General features: G+C 39.4%; 12 protein-coding genes and 1 pseudogene. 4 read left to right on the top strand and 9 right to left on the bottom strand.

The window, feature by feature from the left end; translation table 11 throughout:
- The first annotated feature begins 16 nt into the window (after positions 1–16).
- Entirely contained in the window at positions 17–1,219 is a 1,203-nt protein-coding gene (locus tag A9996_RS00670) for an IS4 family transposase (RefSeq protein WP_066429769.1), read from the top strand.
- A gap of 475 nt (positions 1,220–1,694) precedes the next feature.
- On the opposite strand, the gene A9996_RS00665 is transcribed toward A9996_RS00670, so the two are convergent.
- Genes A9996_RS00665 through A9996_RS00655 form a run of 3 tightly spaced genes read right to left on the bottom strand, consistent with a single transcriptional unit; the run spans position 1,695 to position 5,039 of the window.
- A complete protein-coding gene (locus A9996_RS00665; RefSeq protein WP_066429762.1) occupies positions 1,695–2,468 on the bottom strand; it encodes a 3-keto-disaccharide hydrolase in 774 nt (257 codons plus the stop codon).
- Positions 2,469–2,523: 55 nt separating this feature from the next.
- On the bottom strand, positions 2,524–4,035 hold the full coding sequence (locus A9996_RS00660) for a glycoside 3-dehydrogenase (RefSeq protein WP_066429761.1): 1,512 nt from the start codon (positions 4,033–4,035) through the stop codon (positions 2,524–2,526).
- Positions 4,036–4,067: 32 nt separating this feature from the next.
- Positions 4,068–5,039, bottom strand: a complete 972-nt coding sequence (locus tag A9996_RS00655; RefSeq protein ID WP_066429754.1) for a sugar phosphate isomerase/epimerase family protein — start codon at positions 5,037–5,039, stop codon at positions 4,068–4,070.
- A gap of 189 nt (positions 5,040–5,228) precedes the next feature.
- Here A9996_RS00655 and A9996_RS00650 point away from each other — a divergent pair, with 189 nt between their 5' ends.
- From A9996_RS00650 to A9996_RS00640, 3 genes and pseudogenes are all read left to right on the top strand, one after another.
- Positions 5,229–6,920 carry a GMC oxidoreductase gene (locus tag A9996_RS00650; RefSeq protein ID WP_066429752.1) on the top strand — a complete coding sequence of 564 codons (1,692 nt, stop codon included), beginning with the start codon at positions 5,229–5,231 and terminating at the stop codon, positions 6,918–6,920.
- Between the two features lie 2 nt (positions 6,921–6,922).
- Positions 6,923–7,510: a gluconate 2-dehydrogenase subunit 3 family protein gene (locus A9996_RS00645; protein ID WP_066429749.1), complete on the top strand. Its 588-nt coding sequence runs from the start codon at positions 6,923–6,925 to the stop codon at positions 7,508–7,510.
- 16 nt (positions 7,511–7,526) lie between these two features.
- Positions 7,527–8,357 (top strand): annotated as a pseudogene (locus tag A9996_RS00640) (3-keto-disaccharide hydrolase).
- A gap of 120 nt (positions 8,358–8,477) precedes the next feature.
- On the opposite strand, the gene A9996_RS00635 reads toward A9996_RS00640, so the two are convergent.
- From A9996_RS00635 to A9996_RS00610, 6 genes are all read right to left on the bottom strand, one after another.
- On the bottom strand, positions 8,478–8,828 hold the full coding sequence (locus A9996_RS00635) for a bleomycin resistance protein (protein WP_066429745.1): 351 nt from the start codon (positions 8,826–8,828) through the stop codon (positions 8,478–8,480).
- A gap of 31 nt (positions 8,829–8,859) precedes the next feature.
- Positions 8,860–9,762, bottom strand: coding sequence for an AraC family transcriptional regulator (locus tag A9996_RS00630; protein WP_066429742.1), 903 nt, complete (start codon positions 9,760–9,762; stop codon positions 8,860–8,862).
- A 321-nt stretch (positions 9,763–10,083) separates the two neighbouring features.
- Entirely contained in the window at positions 10,084–10,932 is an 849-nt protein-coding gene (locus A9996_RS00625; protein WP_066429739.1) for a DUF6671 family protein, read from the bottom strand.
- A gap of 14 nt (positions 10,933–10,946) precedes the next feature.
- Positions 10,947–11,909 carry an L-threonylcarbamoyladenylate synthase gene (locus A9996_RS00620; RefSeq protein ID WP_066429732.1) on the bottom strand — a complete coding sequence of 321 codons (963 nt, stop codon included), beginning with the start codon at positions 11,907–11,909 and terminating at the stop codon, positions 10,947–10,949.
- Between the two features lie 12 nt (positions 11,910–11,921).
- Positions 11,922–13,265 carry a dihydroorotase gene (locus tag A9996_RS00615; protein ID WP_066429730.1) on the bottom strand — a complete coding sequence of 448 codons (1,344 nt, stop codon included), beginning with the start codon at positions 13,263–13,265 and terminating at the stop codon, positions 11,922–11,924.
- Positions 13,266–13,430: 165 nt separating this feature from the next.
- A complete protein-coding gene (locus tag A9996_RS00610; RefSeq protein WP_066429728.1) occupies positions 13,431–14,879 on the bottom strand; it encodes an NADP-dependent isocitrate dehydrogenase in 1,449 nt (482 codons plus the stop codon).
- Positions 14,880–14,895: the final 16 nt, after the last annotated feature.

Raw genomic sequence — 14,895 nt, 5'->3', positions numbered from 1 at the left:
AAAAAACTAAAATACGATGAGTAAAAGTAATTATTTTTCCAGTAAATCTGTTTTCGGACAGCTGATTTCTTTAATAGATGATTCTTTGATAAGAAGAGAGGTCAAGAAATGTGATTCAGACCGTTACACCAAGCGATTTACCACAAAGGACCATTTGATAAGTATGCTTTTCTGTTCGTTCTCAAAGTGCACGTCATTGCGTGAAATATCTGGAGCAATGCTGGGTCTATCGGGAAAAACGAGTAGTTTTCAGCTAAACCATATTCCCAAAAGGAGTACTTTATCTGATGCAAACAAGAAAAGGGATGTTTTGGTCTTTGAAAATATCTATCATCAATTGCTCAAACAGTATGGTGGTTTCTTATCGGACAGCCGCATTAAAGATGTCATAATAAAGCAGGTCAAAATTTTCGACAGTTCAACAATTAGCCTTTTTAGGGACATTATGGGTTGCGTTGGCAGAAATCCAAAAAGCGGAAAAAGAAAAGGGGGAATAAAAGTACATTCTGTTATCAACGCAGATGAAATCGTACCGAGCTTGGTCTGGTTCAGTGAAGCCAAAACACACGATCATAAATTTTTAGAAAAGCTAAAATGCGATGAGAACACCATTTATGTTTTTGATAAGGCATATAATGATTACAAGGCTTTTGAGCATTTTACAGCCCATAAAACAGGATTTGTAACTCGCATAAAAGACAACGCATCGTATCTAAGTATCGAAAAATTAGATATTGGGGAACGGATCCATAACGGAGTTTTAGAAGATGAAATTATTGAAGTTGATGTAAAAAAAGGCAAGGAAATATCGAAATTAAGATTGAGGAAAGTGACGTTTTATGACCGCGTAAACAAACGAGAATTTGAATTTTTAACTAATTTGTTTGACTTGCGCGCCGATTTAATTGCTGCCCTGTACAAAATAAGATGGCAAATAGAAATACTGTTTAAACAGCTGAAACAGAATTTTCCATTGAAATATTTCTTGGGAGATAATGAAAATGCAATTAAAATACAAATTTATTGTGTTCTGATAGTCAATCTGCTATTGGCAGTGGTTAAAAAGAGATTGAAGCGCAGTTGGGCATTTTCAAATTTGGTCAGCTTCTGCAAAATCCACCTTTTCAATTACATCAATTTGATGAGATTTCTGGAAAACCCCGAAAAGGATTGGATAATTGACAAAGCTGAATCAGAACAACTAGTATTTAATCTGTGACCTGTTTTTCAAAAAAAACGAAAGATATAAATCAAAGCACTGAAAATCATATAGATAAAAAATAAAATCAAGCCGGTTTAATTTTTATCGGACATTAATGATTTAGAACATAATAAATTCACATCCTTTCAAAAACAAAAACGTTAAAGTTTGTTAAATCGAGACCAATTCGGTGACCTCTAAAAATAGCACCTTTTGAAAGCCTTATAAACAGAGGGAAGTTGAAAATATGGTCGTTGTCTCCGGCTCCACAATTAAGCGCAACCTTGTTGCGGATTTAAACATAAAAAAGCTCAACAAGTTTCCTTGATTGAGCTTTTTTATTTGAAGTAATTGGATTGAATGTAAAAAGATTTTCGCGTGATTGTCTATAGCCACAACTCACATTTTCACCACAACCTTATAGGTTATCACTAATAGCTGCCTTGGTCTTTAGTACGCACAACCCTCCTTGGGAGCAGCCACGTGGAGGATTCTACAATTCTTTTATCTTAATATTTCTGAACCAAACGTCATCGCCGTGATCTTGCAAACCGATATAACCTTCGTTGGCAACGTCTGCCCAATCTTCATTGAGTTTCGGGAATTTACTTCCTGCAACCAATTCGTTCCATTCAGGAGTCCATAGGTGATACTCCACCACATTGACACCATTTTGTTTGTGGACAACAGTGCCGTCATAAACGGTAATTTCCACTTGGTTCCATTCGCCCACAGGTTTTGCATTTTGTGGTTTTGCAGCAATTAAATCATATAATGATCCCGCTTGCCTGTTATTGTCTATACCTAATTTTGCATCAGGATGCTTGTCATTGTCTAACACTTGCATCTCCGGCGCCGTTTTCCAGATATAATCTAGATCTTCCTCTTGCCCAAGATAAAAGATGCCCGAATTACCTCCCTCAGAAATTTTCCATTCTAAACTCAATGTGAAATTTTTGAATTTTTTATCATAAATAATATCGCCTCCATCTTTATTGCCCGCTTCACCCCGTCCTGATCCTTCGCAATGTATGGTCCCATCCACTACTTTCCATGCTTCAGGAAAGTGATCTTTTTTGTAACCTCGCCAGCCTTCTGATGAGGTGCCGTCAAAAAGAACTACCCAGTCCTTACCATCTTCACTTTTATCCATAGTGATGGTTTCTGTTTCGGTTGCTTCTTTGGTCTGTTCTTTCTCGTCTTTGCAGCTAGATACCAAAGGCATCAACGCTAAACTAAAAACTACAATCGCACTTAATTTTTTCATTGGTTTGCTATTTTAGATTGAATTATTAATTTTTAAAATCCAACACTTATTTTTATTACGACGGCATATCTGGTAAGGTCCAGCCCTCTCTATAGGTGTGTTTAATAAGCTCTTGCGAATATGCAATGGCATTCATAGGCTCCGTCCAATCTTTATTAAAAGTTGGATGTCCCTCTTCAATCTTAAATCCGTCCTTGATGACCGTTCTAATTTCTTCATTGGCGCCAATGTTTGTGAACCTCATATTCTCTCCATCCCATTCCAAAACTTTATTTAATGCCTGAAGTCTTACCGCTAGGACACCCATAACGACCATTTCATTAAAAGGTCCTGCCTCAGCAAAATCAGAAGTTGTAGGTTTTCTACTTTCTGGGTTTTCCTTACATGCGCGCACCCAATCCATTTCGTGTGCACCGTCTTTCCAAGATAACCCGAGTTCTTCTTCAACGCGTCGTTCAGTTTTAGGGGCAGCTATTGTTTTGCCCGACAATAATTCAGGCTCAATGCCATAACAGCCCACATGAAGTATGTCTTTAGTGCCATAGAAAAATGTACCTCCACCAGATTTATTCGGATTTTTTCCTGCTGGCCAATTGTCTGGCAACATGGGTTGGATACCGCCATCATACCAATGGACATCTACTTCGCCTAATTTTATTTTACCTTTTGTTCCTCTTGAAGGAAACGTTAATTTTACGGCCTGAGACACCGGAGCAGAATCAGTTAACAACAACGATGAACTGGCTTGCACTTTACTTGGATACCCCAATTGAAGGCCCTCAAATACAGGATGTAAAACGTGGCAGGCCATATCGCCCAAGGCTCCAGTTCCATAATCCCACCAACCACGCCAGTTCCATGGGTGGTAGACTTCGTTATAAGGTCTCATCTTAGCAGGACCTGTAAATAAGTCCCAATCTAAAGTCTGCGGAACCCAATCTCCTCTTTCAGGCGTATTTAAGCCTTGAGGCCAGATTGGTCGATCTGTAAAAGATTCCACTCTTTTGACATCACCAATGGCACCACTCCAGAGTATTTCGCAAGTTTTTGCAACGCCTTCTCCAGACGCCCCTTGATTGCCCATTTGCGTAGCCACTTTATGTTCTTTTGCCAATTTTGTCAATAACCGCGACTCATAGACAGAATGGGTTAAGGGCTTTTGTAGAAAAACATGTTTGCCCATAGTCATGGCATGTGCCGCAATGATGGCGTGGGTATGGTCAGCAGTGGCGATAACAACAGCATCAATGTCTTTCCCCATTTCGTCAAACATCTTACGCCAATCCCAGTATTTTTTGGCATTGGGGAATGTGGCAGCTGCACCGCTTGCATATTTCCAATCCACATCACACAGTGCTACAATGTTCTGTGAAGACAGGTGTTTGAGATTGGCAAGACCCATCCCGCCAACGCCAATGCCGGCAATATTCAACTTGTCACTAGGTGGGACATGACCTAATCCGCTCACCGCAAAAGAAGGTACAATGGTAAAAGCCGCCGTTGCAGCCATTGACATTCCTACAAATTTCCTCCTGGAAATTGTATGATCATAATTAGTTTTGCTCATAATTTGTACGATTTAAATGAGTTAATATGTGTTTATTTAGAGAGGTCTTTACCTATTTTCAATAATAAATTCCGTGTCAATTCAATCCCCTTTTCTTCACTTACGTTGCTTCCTTCAAATTCTACGCCCACAAAACCAGTATACCCCGCATCCTTGACAATTTTTAAAAGCCGAGGATAGTCCAATGTGGTTTCATTACCCTCAGCATCAAAATCATAAGACTTGGCACTAACCCCTTTTGCGTAAGGCATCATTTCTTCTATACCTTTATAATTATCATATGTATCAATGCATTTTCCGTCCCAATTTCCCCCACTTTCGCGTTTCATACAAAAATTACCAAAATCAGGCAACGTTCCGCAATTATCCATATCTATATTTCTGATGACACTAGACAAGAGTTCGGCATTTGAAGAAAAACCTCCATGATTTTCAACGATGATATTAATGTCTTTAGATTTACCGTATTCCGCCAATTGCTTCAAACCTTTGGTAGCATTTGAAGTCCATTCATCCTCATTGTTAGAGCCAAATAAATTGACACGTATAGAATGACAACCCAAAAATTGCGCAGCATCAACCCATTTTTTATGATTTTCCACGGCCATATTTCTTTCTTTTTCATCGGATGCTGCCAAATCACCTTCGCCATCTATCATAATCAATACATTTTCAATACCATGTGCCTTACTTTCTGCTTTTAAAGAATCCAGAAGCGCTTCCATCCCCATAGATTCCAACTTTTTTGTATAAAGACCCGAGACGTATTCAATCCCCTCAAAACCCATTTCTTTAGCTTTTTCAGCAAAATCCATCGGATCCAGCTCATTATTTTGAATGGCTCTGTGTAGAGACCATTGTGCTAGTGACAACTTAAAAAATGGCGCCTTGTCTCCAACCATAACTTGCGCTTGGTCAGACTTTGCTGCAGTTTCTTTACATCCTACTAAGAGTGTTGTTACAAGAAAAGTTAAACAGAAAGTTCTAAAAATCTTATTGGTCATATTGATCTTGATTTAATTGGTTTCATAGTAATATTTTTAAAAAAATAAAGTATCATGAAAATACTAAAGTTTTATCAGATTACTACTAATTTGATTAAGTTTAGCCTTTAAAAGTATCAACCACCTAATTAATTATGATTATTCCTTCTACGTTAGTAGACCATAATAGTTTGAAAAGGAAAGTACACTATGATAAAAGAACATTACGACGCTATAGTAATTGGCACTGGGATTAGCGGTGGCTGGGCGGCGAAAGAACTATGTGAGAATGGATTAAAAACCTTGGTACTCGAAAGAGGAAGAATGGTGAAACATGGAGATTATCCTACCATGCATGATGATCCTTGGGATATGGAATTGCGTGGCGGCATCACAATAGCAGCGCAAAAAAGACAAGAAAAACAAGCCAGAACAGGCTACGCCACCGCTGCAGAAAGTAAACATTGGTTTGTGGATGATATTAAACATCCATATAATGAAACCAAGCGTTTCGATTGGGTGAGAGGGTATCACGTGGGCGGACGTTCTCTAACTTGGGGGCGTCAGAGTTACCGTTTAAGCGATTTAGACTTTACAGCTAATATTAAAGATGGCCACGGTGTTGATTGGCCCATACGTTACAATGACATCGCCCCATGGTATGATTATGTAGAAAAATATATTGGAATCAGTGGTGAAGCGCTCGGAATTCCGCATTTGCCAGATGGCATTTTTTCTCCGCCAATGGAGTTGTATTGTGTAGAAGAAGAATTTAAAACCCAACTTGCCAGTAACTACCAGGATCGGCTGTTAACTATAGGAAGAGTTGCTCATATTACTGGTGATCATCAACATAAAGGAAGAAGTAATTGTCAGTATAGAAATAGATGTATTAGAGGTTGTCCTTACGGCGCCTATTTTAGCAGTAATGCTTCAACCTTGCCAGCTGCGGATGCCACCGGCAACATGACGTTAAGACCACATTCCATTGTTCATGAAATCATCTATGACGACTCCCAAAAAAAAGCAACAGGTGTTAAGGTGATCGATGCTGAAACCAAGGAAACTCATGTTTTTAGCGCTGATATTATTTTCTGTTGTGCTTCTGCAATAGCCTCGGCTTCCATATTAATGCAGTCTAAATCAGAGCGATTTCCAAATGGTTTGGGCAATGATTCCGGTGAATTGGGACATAACATTATGGACCACCATTTAGGGGCAGGTGCCAACGCTATCGTAGATGGCTACGAGGATTACTATTACAAAGGACGACGCCCAAACGGCATTTACATTCCACGATTTAGAAATTTAGGTGATAAAGCCACTGAACGTAAAGACTTTTTGCGAGGCTATGGGTATCAAGGTGGCGGTGGCAGAAACGGAATTTCAGAGCACGTTGCGGAAATAGGTTATGGCGAAAAATTTAAGGAGGCGATTTTAAAACCAGGACCTTGGAGTATGGGCATTATGGGCTTTGGTGAGTGTTTACCTTATCATGACAATAAAATGACCATGGATTATGATAAGCTGGATGATTGGGGCCTGCCGACAATTACCTTTGATGCCGAATGGAAAGAAAATGAATTGATCATGCGTGAAGACATCAAACAGCAGGCCGCCGAGATGTTGGAAAAGGCAGGTTTTAAAGAGGTCACCACTTTTGATGTGAGATACGCACCCGGCATAGGCATTCATGAAATGGGCACCGCACGTATGGGGAGGGATCCAAAAACTTCAGTGCTTAATGCCCATAATCAGGTGCATGGCGTACCTAATGTATATGTTACTGATGGTGCTTGTATGACCTCAGCAGGTTGCCAAAATCCGTCATTGACTTATATGGCGTTAACGGCCAGAGCTGCACAGCATGCCGTGGAACAATTCAAATCAAGCAACACATAATCATGAATAGAAGAGACGCACTAAAAGGTTTGGGTTTATCTTTAGGGTATGTTATTGCCACGCCTACCATCTTAAGTATGCTTCAAAGTTGTACATCGCATGCAGAACAGTGGACACCATTATTTTTTTCAAATAAACAAGGGCATATCCTACAAAAATTAGTGGACTTAATTTTGCCAAAAACAAAGGACACTGCAGGAGCCTTAGATGTTAACGTACCACAGTTTATTGATCTATTTGTCTCAAAAACAATATCCGACGAAGAAAAAGAAATCTATAAAACGGGCTTAGATGCTGTTATGGAAGAGTTGGGGATTTTAAACGATGAACCACTCGCTTTAAAAACAGAACATTTTGAATCGCTATTATCAAAATATTTAAGGATTACACGAGCGCAAAGATTAGCATATATCTTAGAAGAAGATTTAGTATTTCAGACTTTAACAACCATACGTGATCAGACGGTTTTTGCCTACATTACGAGCAAGGAGATTGGCGAGAATGTGTTAGCTTATAACCCCATTCCGGGGCAGCAAAAAGGATGTATCTCTGTAGAAGAAGCTACAGGTGGTAAAGCTTGGTCGCTCTAAAAATATTCCCATCATTATGTACAAAACAACCAGCTCCCTTTTAATCGCTTTGGTTACATTTTTAATCGTTAGCTGCAGATCAGAACCCGAAACTGAAAATCCCGACGCCACTATTGAAGAAAAAGTTTCAGAACATTGGATCTCCTTATTTAATGGTAAGAACTTAGACGGATGGACGCCAAAAATTAGAGGCTACAATCTAGGCGACAATCTTCACAACACTTTTCGGGTAGAAGATGGCGCAATTAAAGTGGTTTATGATGGCTATGACGGAAAGTTCAATGATGCCTTTGGACATCTCTTCTATAAAACTCCATTTTCCAATTATAGATTAAGATTGCAATACCGTTTTACCGGAGATCAAATTGAAGATGGTTCTGGGTGGGCTACCAAAAATAGTGGTGTCATGATTCATTGTCAAGACCCCAAAGAAATGGCTAAAGACCAAAGTTTTCCATTGAGCATTGAGGTGCAAATGTTAGGAGGAATTACCCAAGGTGAAAGCAGGCCAACAGCAAATTTATGTACACCAGGTACCAACGTAGTTATTGATGGCAAGCTGATTACGGAGCATTGTACAAATTCAACTTCCAAAACGTATTACGATGAGCAGTGAGTCAATTTAGAAGTTGAAGTCTACAACGATTCTTTAATCATCCATAAAATCAACACGAAGGAAGTAATGAGATATTCAAAACCGCAATACGGCGGGGCAGATATGGATGCTTACACTGAAGCATATAAAGAAAGAATAGGCGAAACCATAAAAGGAGGTTATATCTCTTTGCAAAGCGAGAGCCATCCGGTAGAGTTTAAAAATATAAAATTGCTGGAGTTAGAGCGCTGAGTAAACACTATTTTCCTGACATTCTTCCGACCGTAAAATCCTCTCAAAAGTTTCATCTAATGGCATAACCTCTTCGTTGTTATGTTGACATGCGCTTCTCCAAATGCCCAATTGTAGATTTCAAATACTTTGTCCGAAAGTCAGTAAATTATTGTCAGGGTCAAGCAATGAAAATTCTTTTTGCCCCCAAGGTTTGGTCTGCAATGTTCCGTTGGGATGAATTGTTGTTTTATTGGCAAGTAAAGCCGAATATAAACTTTCAATGTTGTCGGTTCGGATATATACTTGCCCATAATTTTCTTTTGGATCAAGTTCTTTAAATTCAAAAAAGTGTATTTCTATACCTTCTTTTTGGACCATTACATACCCTTCAAAGTCGCCTATTTCTTTAAAACCCAATTGATTTATGTAATAATCTTGTGTTGCGGATTTATTGCGCATTGGTAATTTTGGACTTATGGTTGTCAACATTGTTTTAAATTTTGAGTGATTCTGTTACTTATCATAGTACCGGAATGTAAAAGTCAACGATAGATTTATTTTCGGGATGTTCCCTGAAATTGTTGTGAAATATTTCAAAAGGGTTTTTATCAGCTTTTTTAAAGCCATTTTCATTCATCCAAACAAAAAGTGCCTTCCAGGATTTGCCAAAATCCTTCGGTTCAATTTCAAAATGTCCAACTATACATTTTCCTTTTTCGATGACTGTAAGACCAATTTCTCCACTCACTTCAATCGGCTCGTTCAGAACCACGCAAGCGCTCATTCTAACTTTTTCGGGTTCAGTAATTTTAAAACTGTCGTGATAAATTCTCGCCATTTTCACATTAGGATTTTCAAACAGTCCTTTTGGTTTCGCCCATTTGACGAGCTTATCAAAGGCATTGTGCAAACCACTTACGCCAATTTGAGTAAGAAAAGCAAGATCTAACTTCTCTATTTCTTTTATTTCGATTTTTGCATTCATTTCAATCCAACGGTTATGATGATTCATGTTGCAAATGTAATCTTCAAATGTTGGTCGAACTTGCCCATTCTTGCTTTGCACTTTACCAATCTTGCTATAAGTATTTATGCTTAACCTTTTAAATTCTGAAGGACTTACGCCATAGGATTTTTTGAAAGCTCTTGTAAATGAAGAATTACTATTAAATCCGTAACTCAATGCAAGCTCCGTTATAGTTATCTCTTTTTTGTGAATTAATACTGACGCAGTTTTTTCAATTCGTTTGCGAGTTATGAATGAGTTCAGTGTTTCATTGGTGTATGCCTTAAAAAGTCTATGCAAGTGAAATGGCGAATAGCATGCAATGGCAGATAATTTTTCCAACGATAAATCTTTGTCTAAATTATCGTCAATATATTTCAAGACCTTGTTTATTCGTTTAATATATTCGTCGTTCATTTCACTATTTGTAAGTCGGTTCGCTTAAAGACTACCAAGGTTAAGATGAAATAGCCGCGTGTCAAAGCAACACTAAAAATACAAAACTCCGCTGGTAAATTCCTAAGAATTTTTCAGATAATCCCAGACCCAGCAGTGGCTTATATACAGCGTCGCATCTGAAGTATTCTTGTCGATACCCGTGCGTGATCTTGACTCCTCCCCTAAACTTCAGCCTTGTTCATTTTCCTGTAGACCTTTAAGTATCTGGCTCTCGGCAAATTTGATTGTTATCAATGTAACTGTTTGAATTTAAAGCTCGGGTGTCAATCCCTTATGATGTTATGGATTACAATAATTGCAAAAATCAGGATCTTCGGTTGTTCTATGATGTGGATACATGTCTTCTTTTTGGAATTGACACTGCTGACAAACATAAATATAACTTAGAGTAGCATTTGTTGGCAAACCACACAAACTGCATTCCAGTCCTTTTTTTGCTTCCGTGATCCCAAAACCCGGCATATTGCAGTGGGGGCAGCAAGATTTTACCCTAGCAACTAATTTTTGGGCAGCACTTTCAATCACCGCCATTCGGCTGGGGTTATACATTGCCCTCATATCGGTCTCGGCATAGACCATATGGAATTTTTCATACAGCGTTTCATAAGCTTTCATCAAATTCTGTTTGTCTGTAATGCCTTTAATGATGCTTTCAGTGTCAGACTTCGATTTACGAAGTATTAGTCCGTGGGAGGGAAACTTTACCGTATTAGCAAAATCCAGAAGTTCCTGTTCGTTCTTAATTTCCATACCGTTAAAATTGGTTGCCATACTCAATTCACGTACAATGATCTCTAGGTTATTTTTTTTATCAATGAGTATTAGAAACTCATCGTCAGCACTTACAAAGAAGAATGAAGGATGAGGACCGAAAGAACCTTCACTGGCGACTCCTAAATCGCAATTTCCAGCCTCCATTGCCATCAAGCATTTCTGCCGTGCGGTAGCAATTGGGTCTAGCTTTCTTTCAACCTCCCCTGTAAAGGTGCCTAAAGCATCTGTATCAAAATCTTCTTTTACATAGCAAATGACACCCAAGGCCGCTTCCAAAAGTGGTGCGATTACTTTTTCTTTTTCATGTTTTGTGGCAATTATGAGTTTCCTGTTTCTAAATAAGTCATTATTCATGTTATCCGTTGTCGTTATTTAGTTTTTGTAGCGCGTTCCAATCTGTCGTTAATGGAGGCACCCAACCCAAAATCCGGAAACTTTTCAGCCACGATCATGTCTAAATGTAAGGTATCCAGTTTGTGTAGGGCATTGTATAAGTTTGATGCAGCTTCTGTTAAGTCACCTTTTTTTGACAATACTTCTACGTGTTCAATATTTGAAGACTTCATTTCTTTATCAAATCGTAATACCCCAATTTTCTTATCGGAGTACGCCTTTACAAAATGTTCTGCATCTTCTACGAGATAGGTTTTTGTCTTGGGGGCGTAGTGTCTCGCTAACATACCAGGTGCATTTGGCGCACTTTCCTTCTTGTTTTTAACTTTAACCTCGCCAATAACATGTTTGATATCTTCTATTGGAATAGAACCAAGCCGATATAGTACCGCTTCATCATTTTCAAATCCAATAATTGTTGATTCTATCCCGTTTTTACAATCCCCGCCTTCCAATATCATTGATAGTGTATTCTTAAAATAGCCTTCTACATGCATGGCACTTGTTGGACTGATACTACCAAACGGATTTGCGCTAGGTGCGGCTAAGGGAAAAGATAGGTTTTTTAATAAGCTTAAGGTCACAGGGTGGTTTGGAATTCTAATCGCGACGGTATCTCTACCTGCTGTAATAACATCTGGCACGCTCTTTTTTTTCTTCAAAACCAAGGTTAAAGGACCTGGCCAAAATGCCTTTGCAAGTACTTTTGCCTTATCCGGAAATTCGCGCGCTATGTCATCTATCTGCGCTATTGAATGAATGTGGACAATCAGCGGGTTGAACAAAGGTCTTTGTTTTATCTCGAATATCTTACGGATCGCTTTTTCGCTATACATATTTCCCGCCAGACCATAAACCGTCTCGGTAGGTATCGCAACCACGTCTTGATTGTTTAGGATTTCAACAGCTTTCGCTATATCTTTTGAAATAATAGTCATACACTCATTTTATTACTTGTTGCAAACTAAGGGCATTCCGAATATACCCTCCTGGAACTGCCCATTGTCATAAATTAAATTTCCATTAACGACCGTTTTTTCTATTTTGGTGCTAAACGTTGTTCCTTCCAATGGTGACCAGCCACATTTATAAAGAAGGTTTTCTTTGGTAACCGTCCAAGGATTGTTCAAATCCACCAGAGTCAAGTCTGCGTAATAGCCCGCTTTGATAAAGCCCCTTTTTTCTATGCGATAAAGGATTGCTGGGTTGTGGCACATTTTCTCGACAATTTTCTCCAAAGAGATAAATCCATTCTTGTAAAACTCTAACATACAATTGAGGGAATGCTGCACCATTGGTGCCCCCGACATAGACTGAAAGTAAGGTTTTTGTTTTTCTTCCAGGGTATGCGGAGCGTGGTCAGTGGTAATGATATCTATTCTGTCATCAAGTAATGCCCGTAGCAAGCCCTGTTTGTCTTGTTCTGTTTTTATTGCAGGATTCCATTTAATGAGCGTTCCCAACCTTTCGTAGTCTTTATCCGAAAACCAAAGATGGTGGACAGAAACTTCAGTGGTTATTTTTTTCTCTCGAAGCGGGATATCGTTTTCAAATAAATGGGTTTCCGCTTCGGTCGTTAAGTGCAAAATGTGCAGTCTTGCATTGTGTTTTTTTGCCAAACTGATAGCTCGTTTTGTGGCTTCGTAACAGGCTTTGGTACTTCTAATGACTGGGTGAAATTTGACGGGAACATTGTCGCCATATTTTTGCCTATAAGCATTTTCGTTTTTTTCTATCAACTGTTCCTTTTCAGAATGAATGGCGATGATAGCTTTACAATGGGTAAAGAGTTTTTCCATTGTTTCAGGATTATCGGCAAGCAAATTTCCTTTTTTAGTGAAGTAAAGGCCATCATCAGAAACCCCAATTAATTTTGACGTATCGGTTTTGATTACTTCATCAATAGTGTCGCCATTGACACCCAAAAAGAAGGCATAGTTGGCCAACGATTTATGTGATGCCAGTTCGTATTTGTCAGCAAGCATTTCAACTGTCAAGACGTTGGGTACGGTATTGGGCATATCGATAAAGGAAGTCACCCCGCCTGCAATGGCAGCTTTACTTTCAGTATATAGGTCTCCCTTATGAGTTAGCCCTGGATCCCGAAAATGAACTTGACCGTCAATAATACCTGGCAATAAATGTTTTCCCGTTCCATCAACGACTTGATAGCCCGGATTAATTGGTATAGTTCCAATTTTTTCAATGCGTCCATCAACTAAAAGTACATCTGCAATAAAAGATGTTCCTTCATTTACTACGGTTGTATGTTGTACTACTATTATTTGGGCCATGTTCTATTTACTGGGTTGGTAAGAGGGACTAATGGTGGGATATGGTTTAAGCAATTCGCCATATGTCTATACTAGTCCCTCCGTTTTTTTTGCTTAATGAAAACGTGCAGTACCCAATTCAGTGTTTAATAATTACGAACAATATACACTAAACTTTTGAGGCTCCTATTGTCCCTGTCCGAGTGAAAAGGCACGCTCGCCATCAAAGCGGCATAGGTTTTCTGTTTTGATAATGTCCAACCCCAAATCAGAGATACGCTGACTTAGCGCAATGACATTTTTATAGTCGCCGGGAAGATCCATATTTTCAGACGTAAAACGGCAACGCCAATGGTCAGTGCAGAACGTTTCCGGTAACCCATCAGGATAAACCTTAACGCCCCTGTTGGTTATCAGGTTATTTTTAAACGGCCCTGAGGTGATCTTGCTTAAAATTTCGCCCAATACGTTTGGATCCCTATCTTCCCCATTCCAATGTAAAAAAATATCCACACCTACCAAATCTTTCTTGGCAGGCACTGCTTTTGAGTAACTGCCTTGTACCTGATGGTTTAAGCCTTCATCATAATGTACTGCCTCTAATTTTTGTGGTCTTTGGCCCAATCTAGAGATCACTGCGTCAGCAAAACCAGAAGTGCCAACTTTTTCCTTACTTACGTTTTCTTTATAAAGATCGTAGGTATGTACCCCGTCTTCGAGAGTCTTTAACCAAGCATTATGCACTCTTTCAGCTACTTTGGGCTGATTGATATAGACCAGCATTTGGATAGCACCAAGCAACAATCCCGACGGATTGGCCAAATCCTGTCCAGCCCTTTTAGGAGCAGAGCCGTGAATGGCCTCAAACATGGCATATTCAGCTCCAATATTGGCACTTCCCCCTAGTCCAACCGATCCGGTGATTTGGGCGGCAACGTCTGAAAGGATATCCCCGTATAAATTGGGCATCACAATCAGATCAAAGTTTTCAGGAGTATCGGCTAGCTTGGCGGCCCCGATATCTACTATCCAATGTTCGCTCTCGAACTCTGGGTATTCCTTGGCAATTTCATCAAACATTTTATGAAACAAGCCATCGGTCAACTTCATAATATTGTCTTTGGTAAAGCAAGCAACTTTCTTTCGCCCGTAAGCTTTGGCATATTCAAAAGCAAAACGGATAATCTTTTCTGTTCCCGGTTTGGTAATCAGCTTAAGACATTGGGTCACTTCATCGGTTTGCTGGTGTTCTATACCTGCGTAGAGATCTTCTTCATTTTCCCTAATTATTACCACATCCATGACTGGGTGTTTTGTAGCCACATAGGGATGGTAAGACTTGCAGGGCCTGACGTTGGCGTAGAGACCGAGGGTTTTCCTGGTAGTTACATTGAGACTTTTAAAACCGCCTCCCTGAGGAGTTGTAATAGGTGCCTTTAAAAATACTTTGGTCCGTCGCAACGATTCCCAAGATTCTGGAGCAATCCCTGACTTATGGCCATCCAAATACACCTTTTCGCCTATTTCAATAGGCTCAATTTCCAACTTAGCCCCTGCTGCTTGCAAAATTTTGAGAGTAGCATCCATAATTTCCGGACCTATCCCGTCCCCTTTGGCAACCGTTATTTTCGTCATAATTTGTTGATTTATT

Origin of the sequence: Gelidibacter algens (assembly GCF_001678675.1) — a bacterium.
In the GTDB taxonomy this organism is placed as follows: Bacteria; Bacteroidota; Bacteroidia; order Flavobacteriales; family Flavobacteriaceae; genus Gelidibacter; species Gelidibacter algens.
The sequence above is the reverse complement of the archived record's forward strand: the minus strand, read 5'-3'. Positions and strand labels throughout refer to the sequence as shown.

Bases quoted from the DNA above. Each gene is read 5' to 3' on its own strand.
- A9996_RS00670 (WP_066429769.1), top strand. From the start codon at position 17: ATGAGTAAAAGTAATTATTTTTCCAGTAAATCTGTTTTCGGACAGCTG.
- A9996_RS00665 (WP_066429762.1), bottom strand. From the start codon at position 2,468: ATGAAAAAATTAAGTGCGATTGTAGTTTTTAGTTTAGCGTTGATGCCT.
- A9996_RS00660 (WP_066429761.1), bottom strand. From the start codon at position 4,035: ATGAGCAAAACTAATTATGATCATACAATTTCCAGGAGGAAATTTGTA.
- A9996_RS00655 (WP_066429754.1), bottom strand. From the start codon at position 5,039: ATGACCAATAAGATTTTTAGAACTTTCTGTTTAACTTTTCTTGTAACA.
- A9996_RS00650 (WP_066429752.1), top strand. From the start codon at position 5,229: ATGATAAAAGAACATTACGACGCTATAGTAATTGGCACTGGGATTAGC.
- A9996_RS00645 (WP_066429749.1), top strand. From the start codon at position 6,923: ATGAATAGAAGAGACGCACTAAAAGGTTTGGGTTTATCTTTAGGGTAT.
- A9996_RS00635 (WP_066429745.1), bottom strand. From the start codon at position 8,828: ATGTTGACAACCATAAGTCCAAAATTACCAATGCGCAATAAATCCGCA.
- A9996_RS00630 (WP_066429742.1), bottom strand. From the start codon at position 9,762: ATGAACGACGAATATATTAAACGAATAAACAAGGTCTTGAAATATATT.
- A9996_RS00625 (WP_066429739.1), bottom strand. From the start codon at position 10,932: ATGAATAATGACTTATTTAGAAACAGGAAACTCATAATTGCCACAAAA.
- A9996_RS00620 (WP_066429732.1), bottom strand. From the start codon at position 11,909: ATGACTATTATTTCAAAAGATATAGCGAAAGCTGTTGAAATCCTAAAC.
- A9996_RS00615 (WP_066429730.1), bottom strand. From the start codon at position 13,265: ATGGCCCAAATAATAGTAGTACAACATACAACCGTAGTAAATGAAGGA.
- A9996_RS00610 (WP_066429728.1), bottom strand. From the start codon at position 14,879: ATGACGAAAATAACGGTTGCCAAAGGGGACGGGATAGGTCCGGAAATT.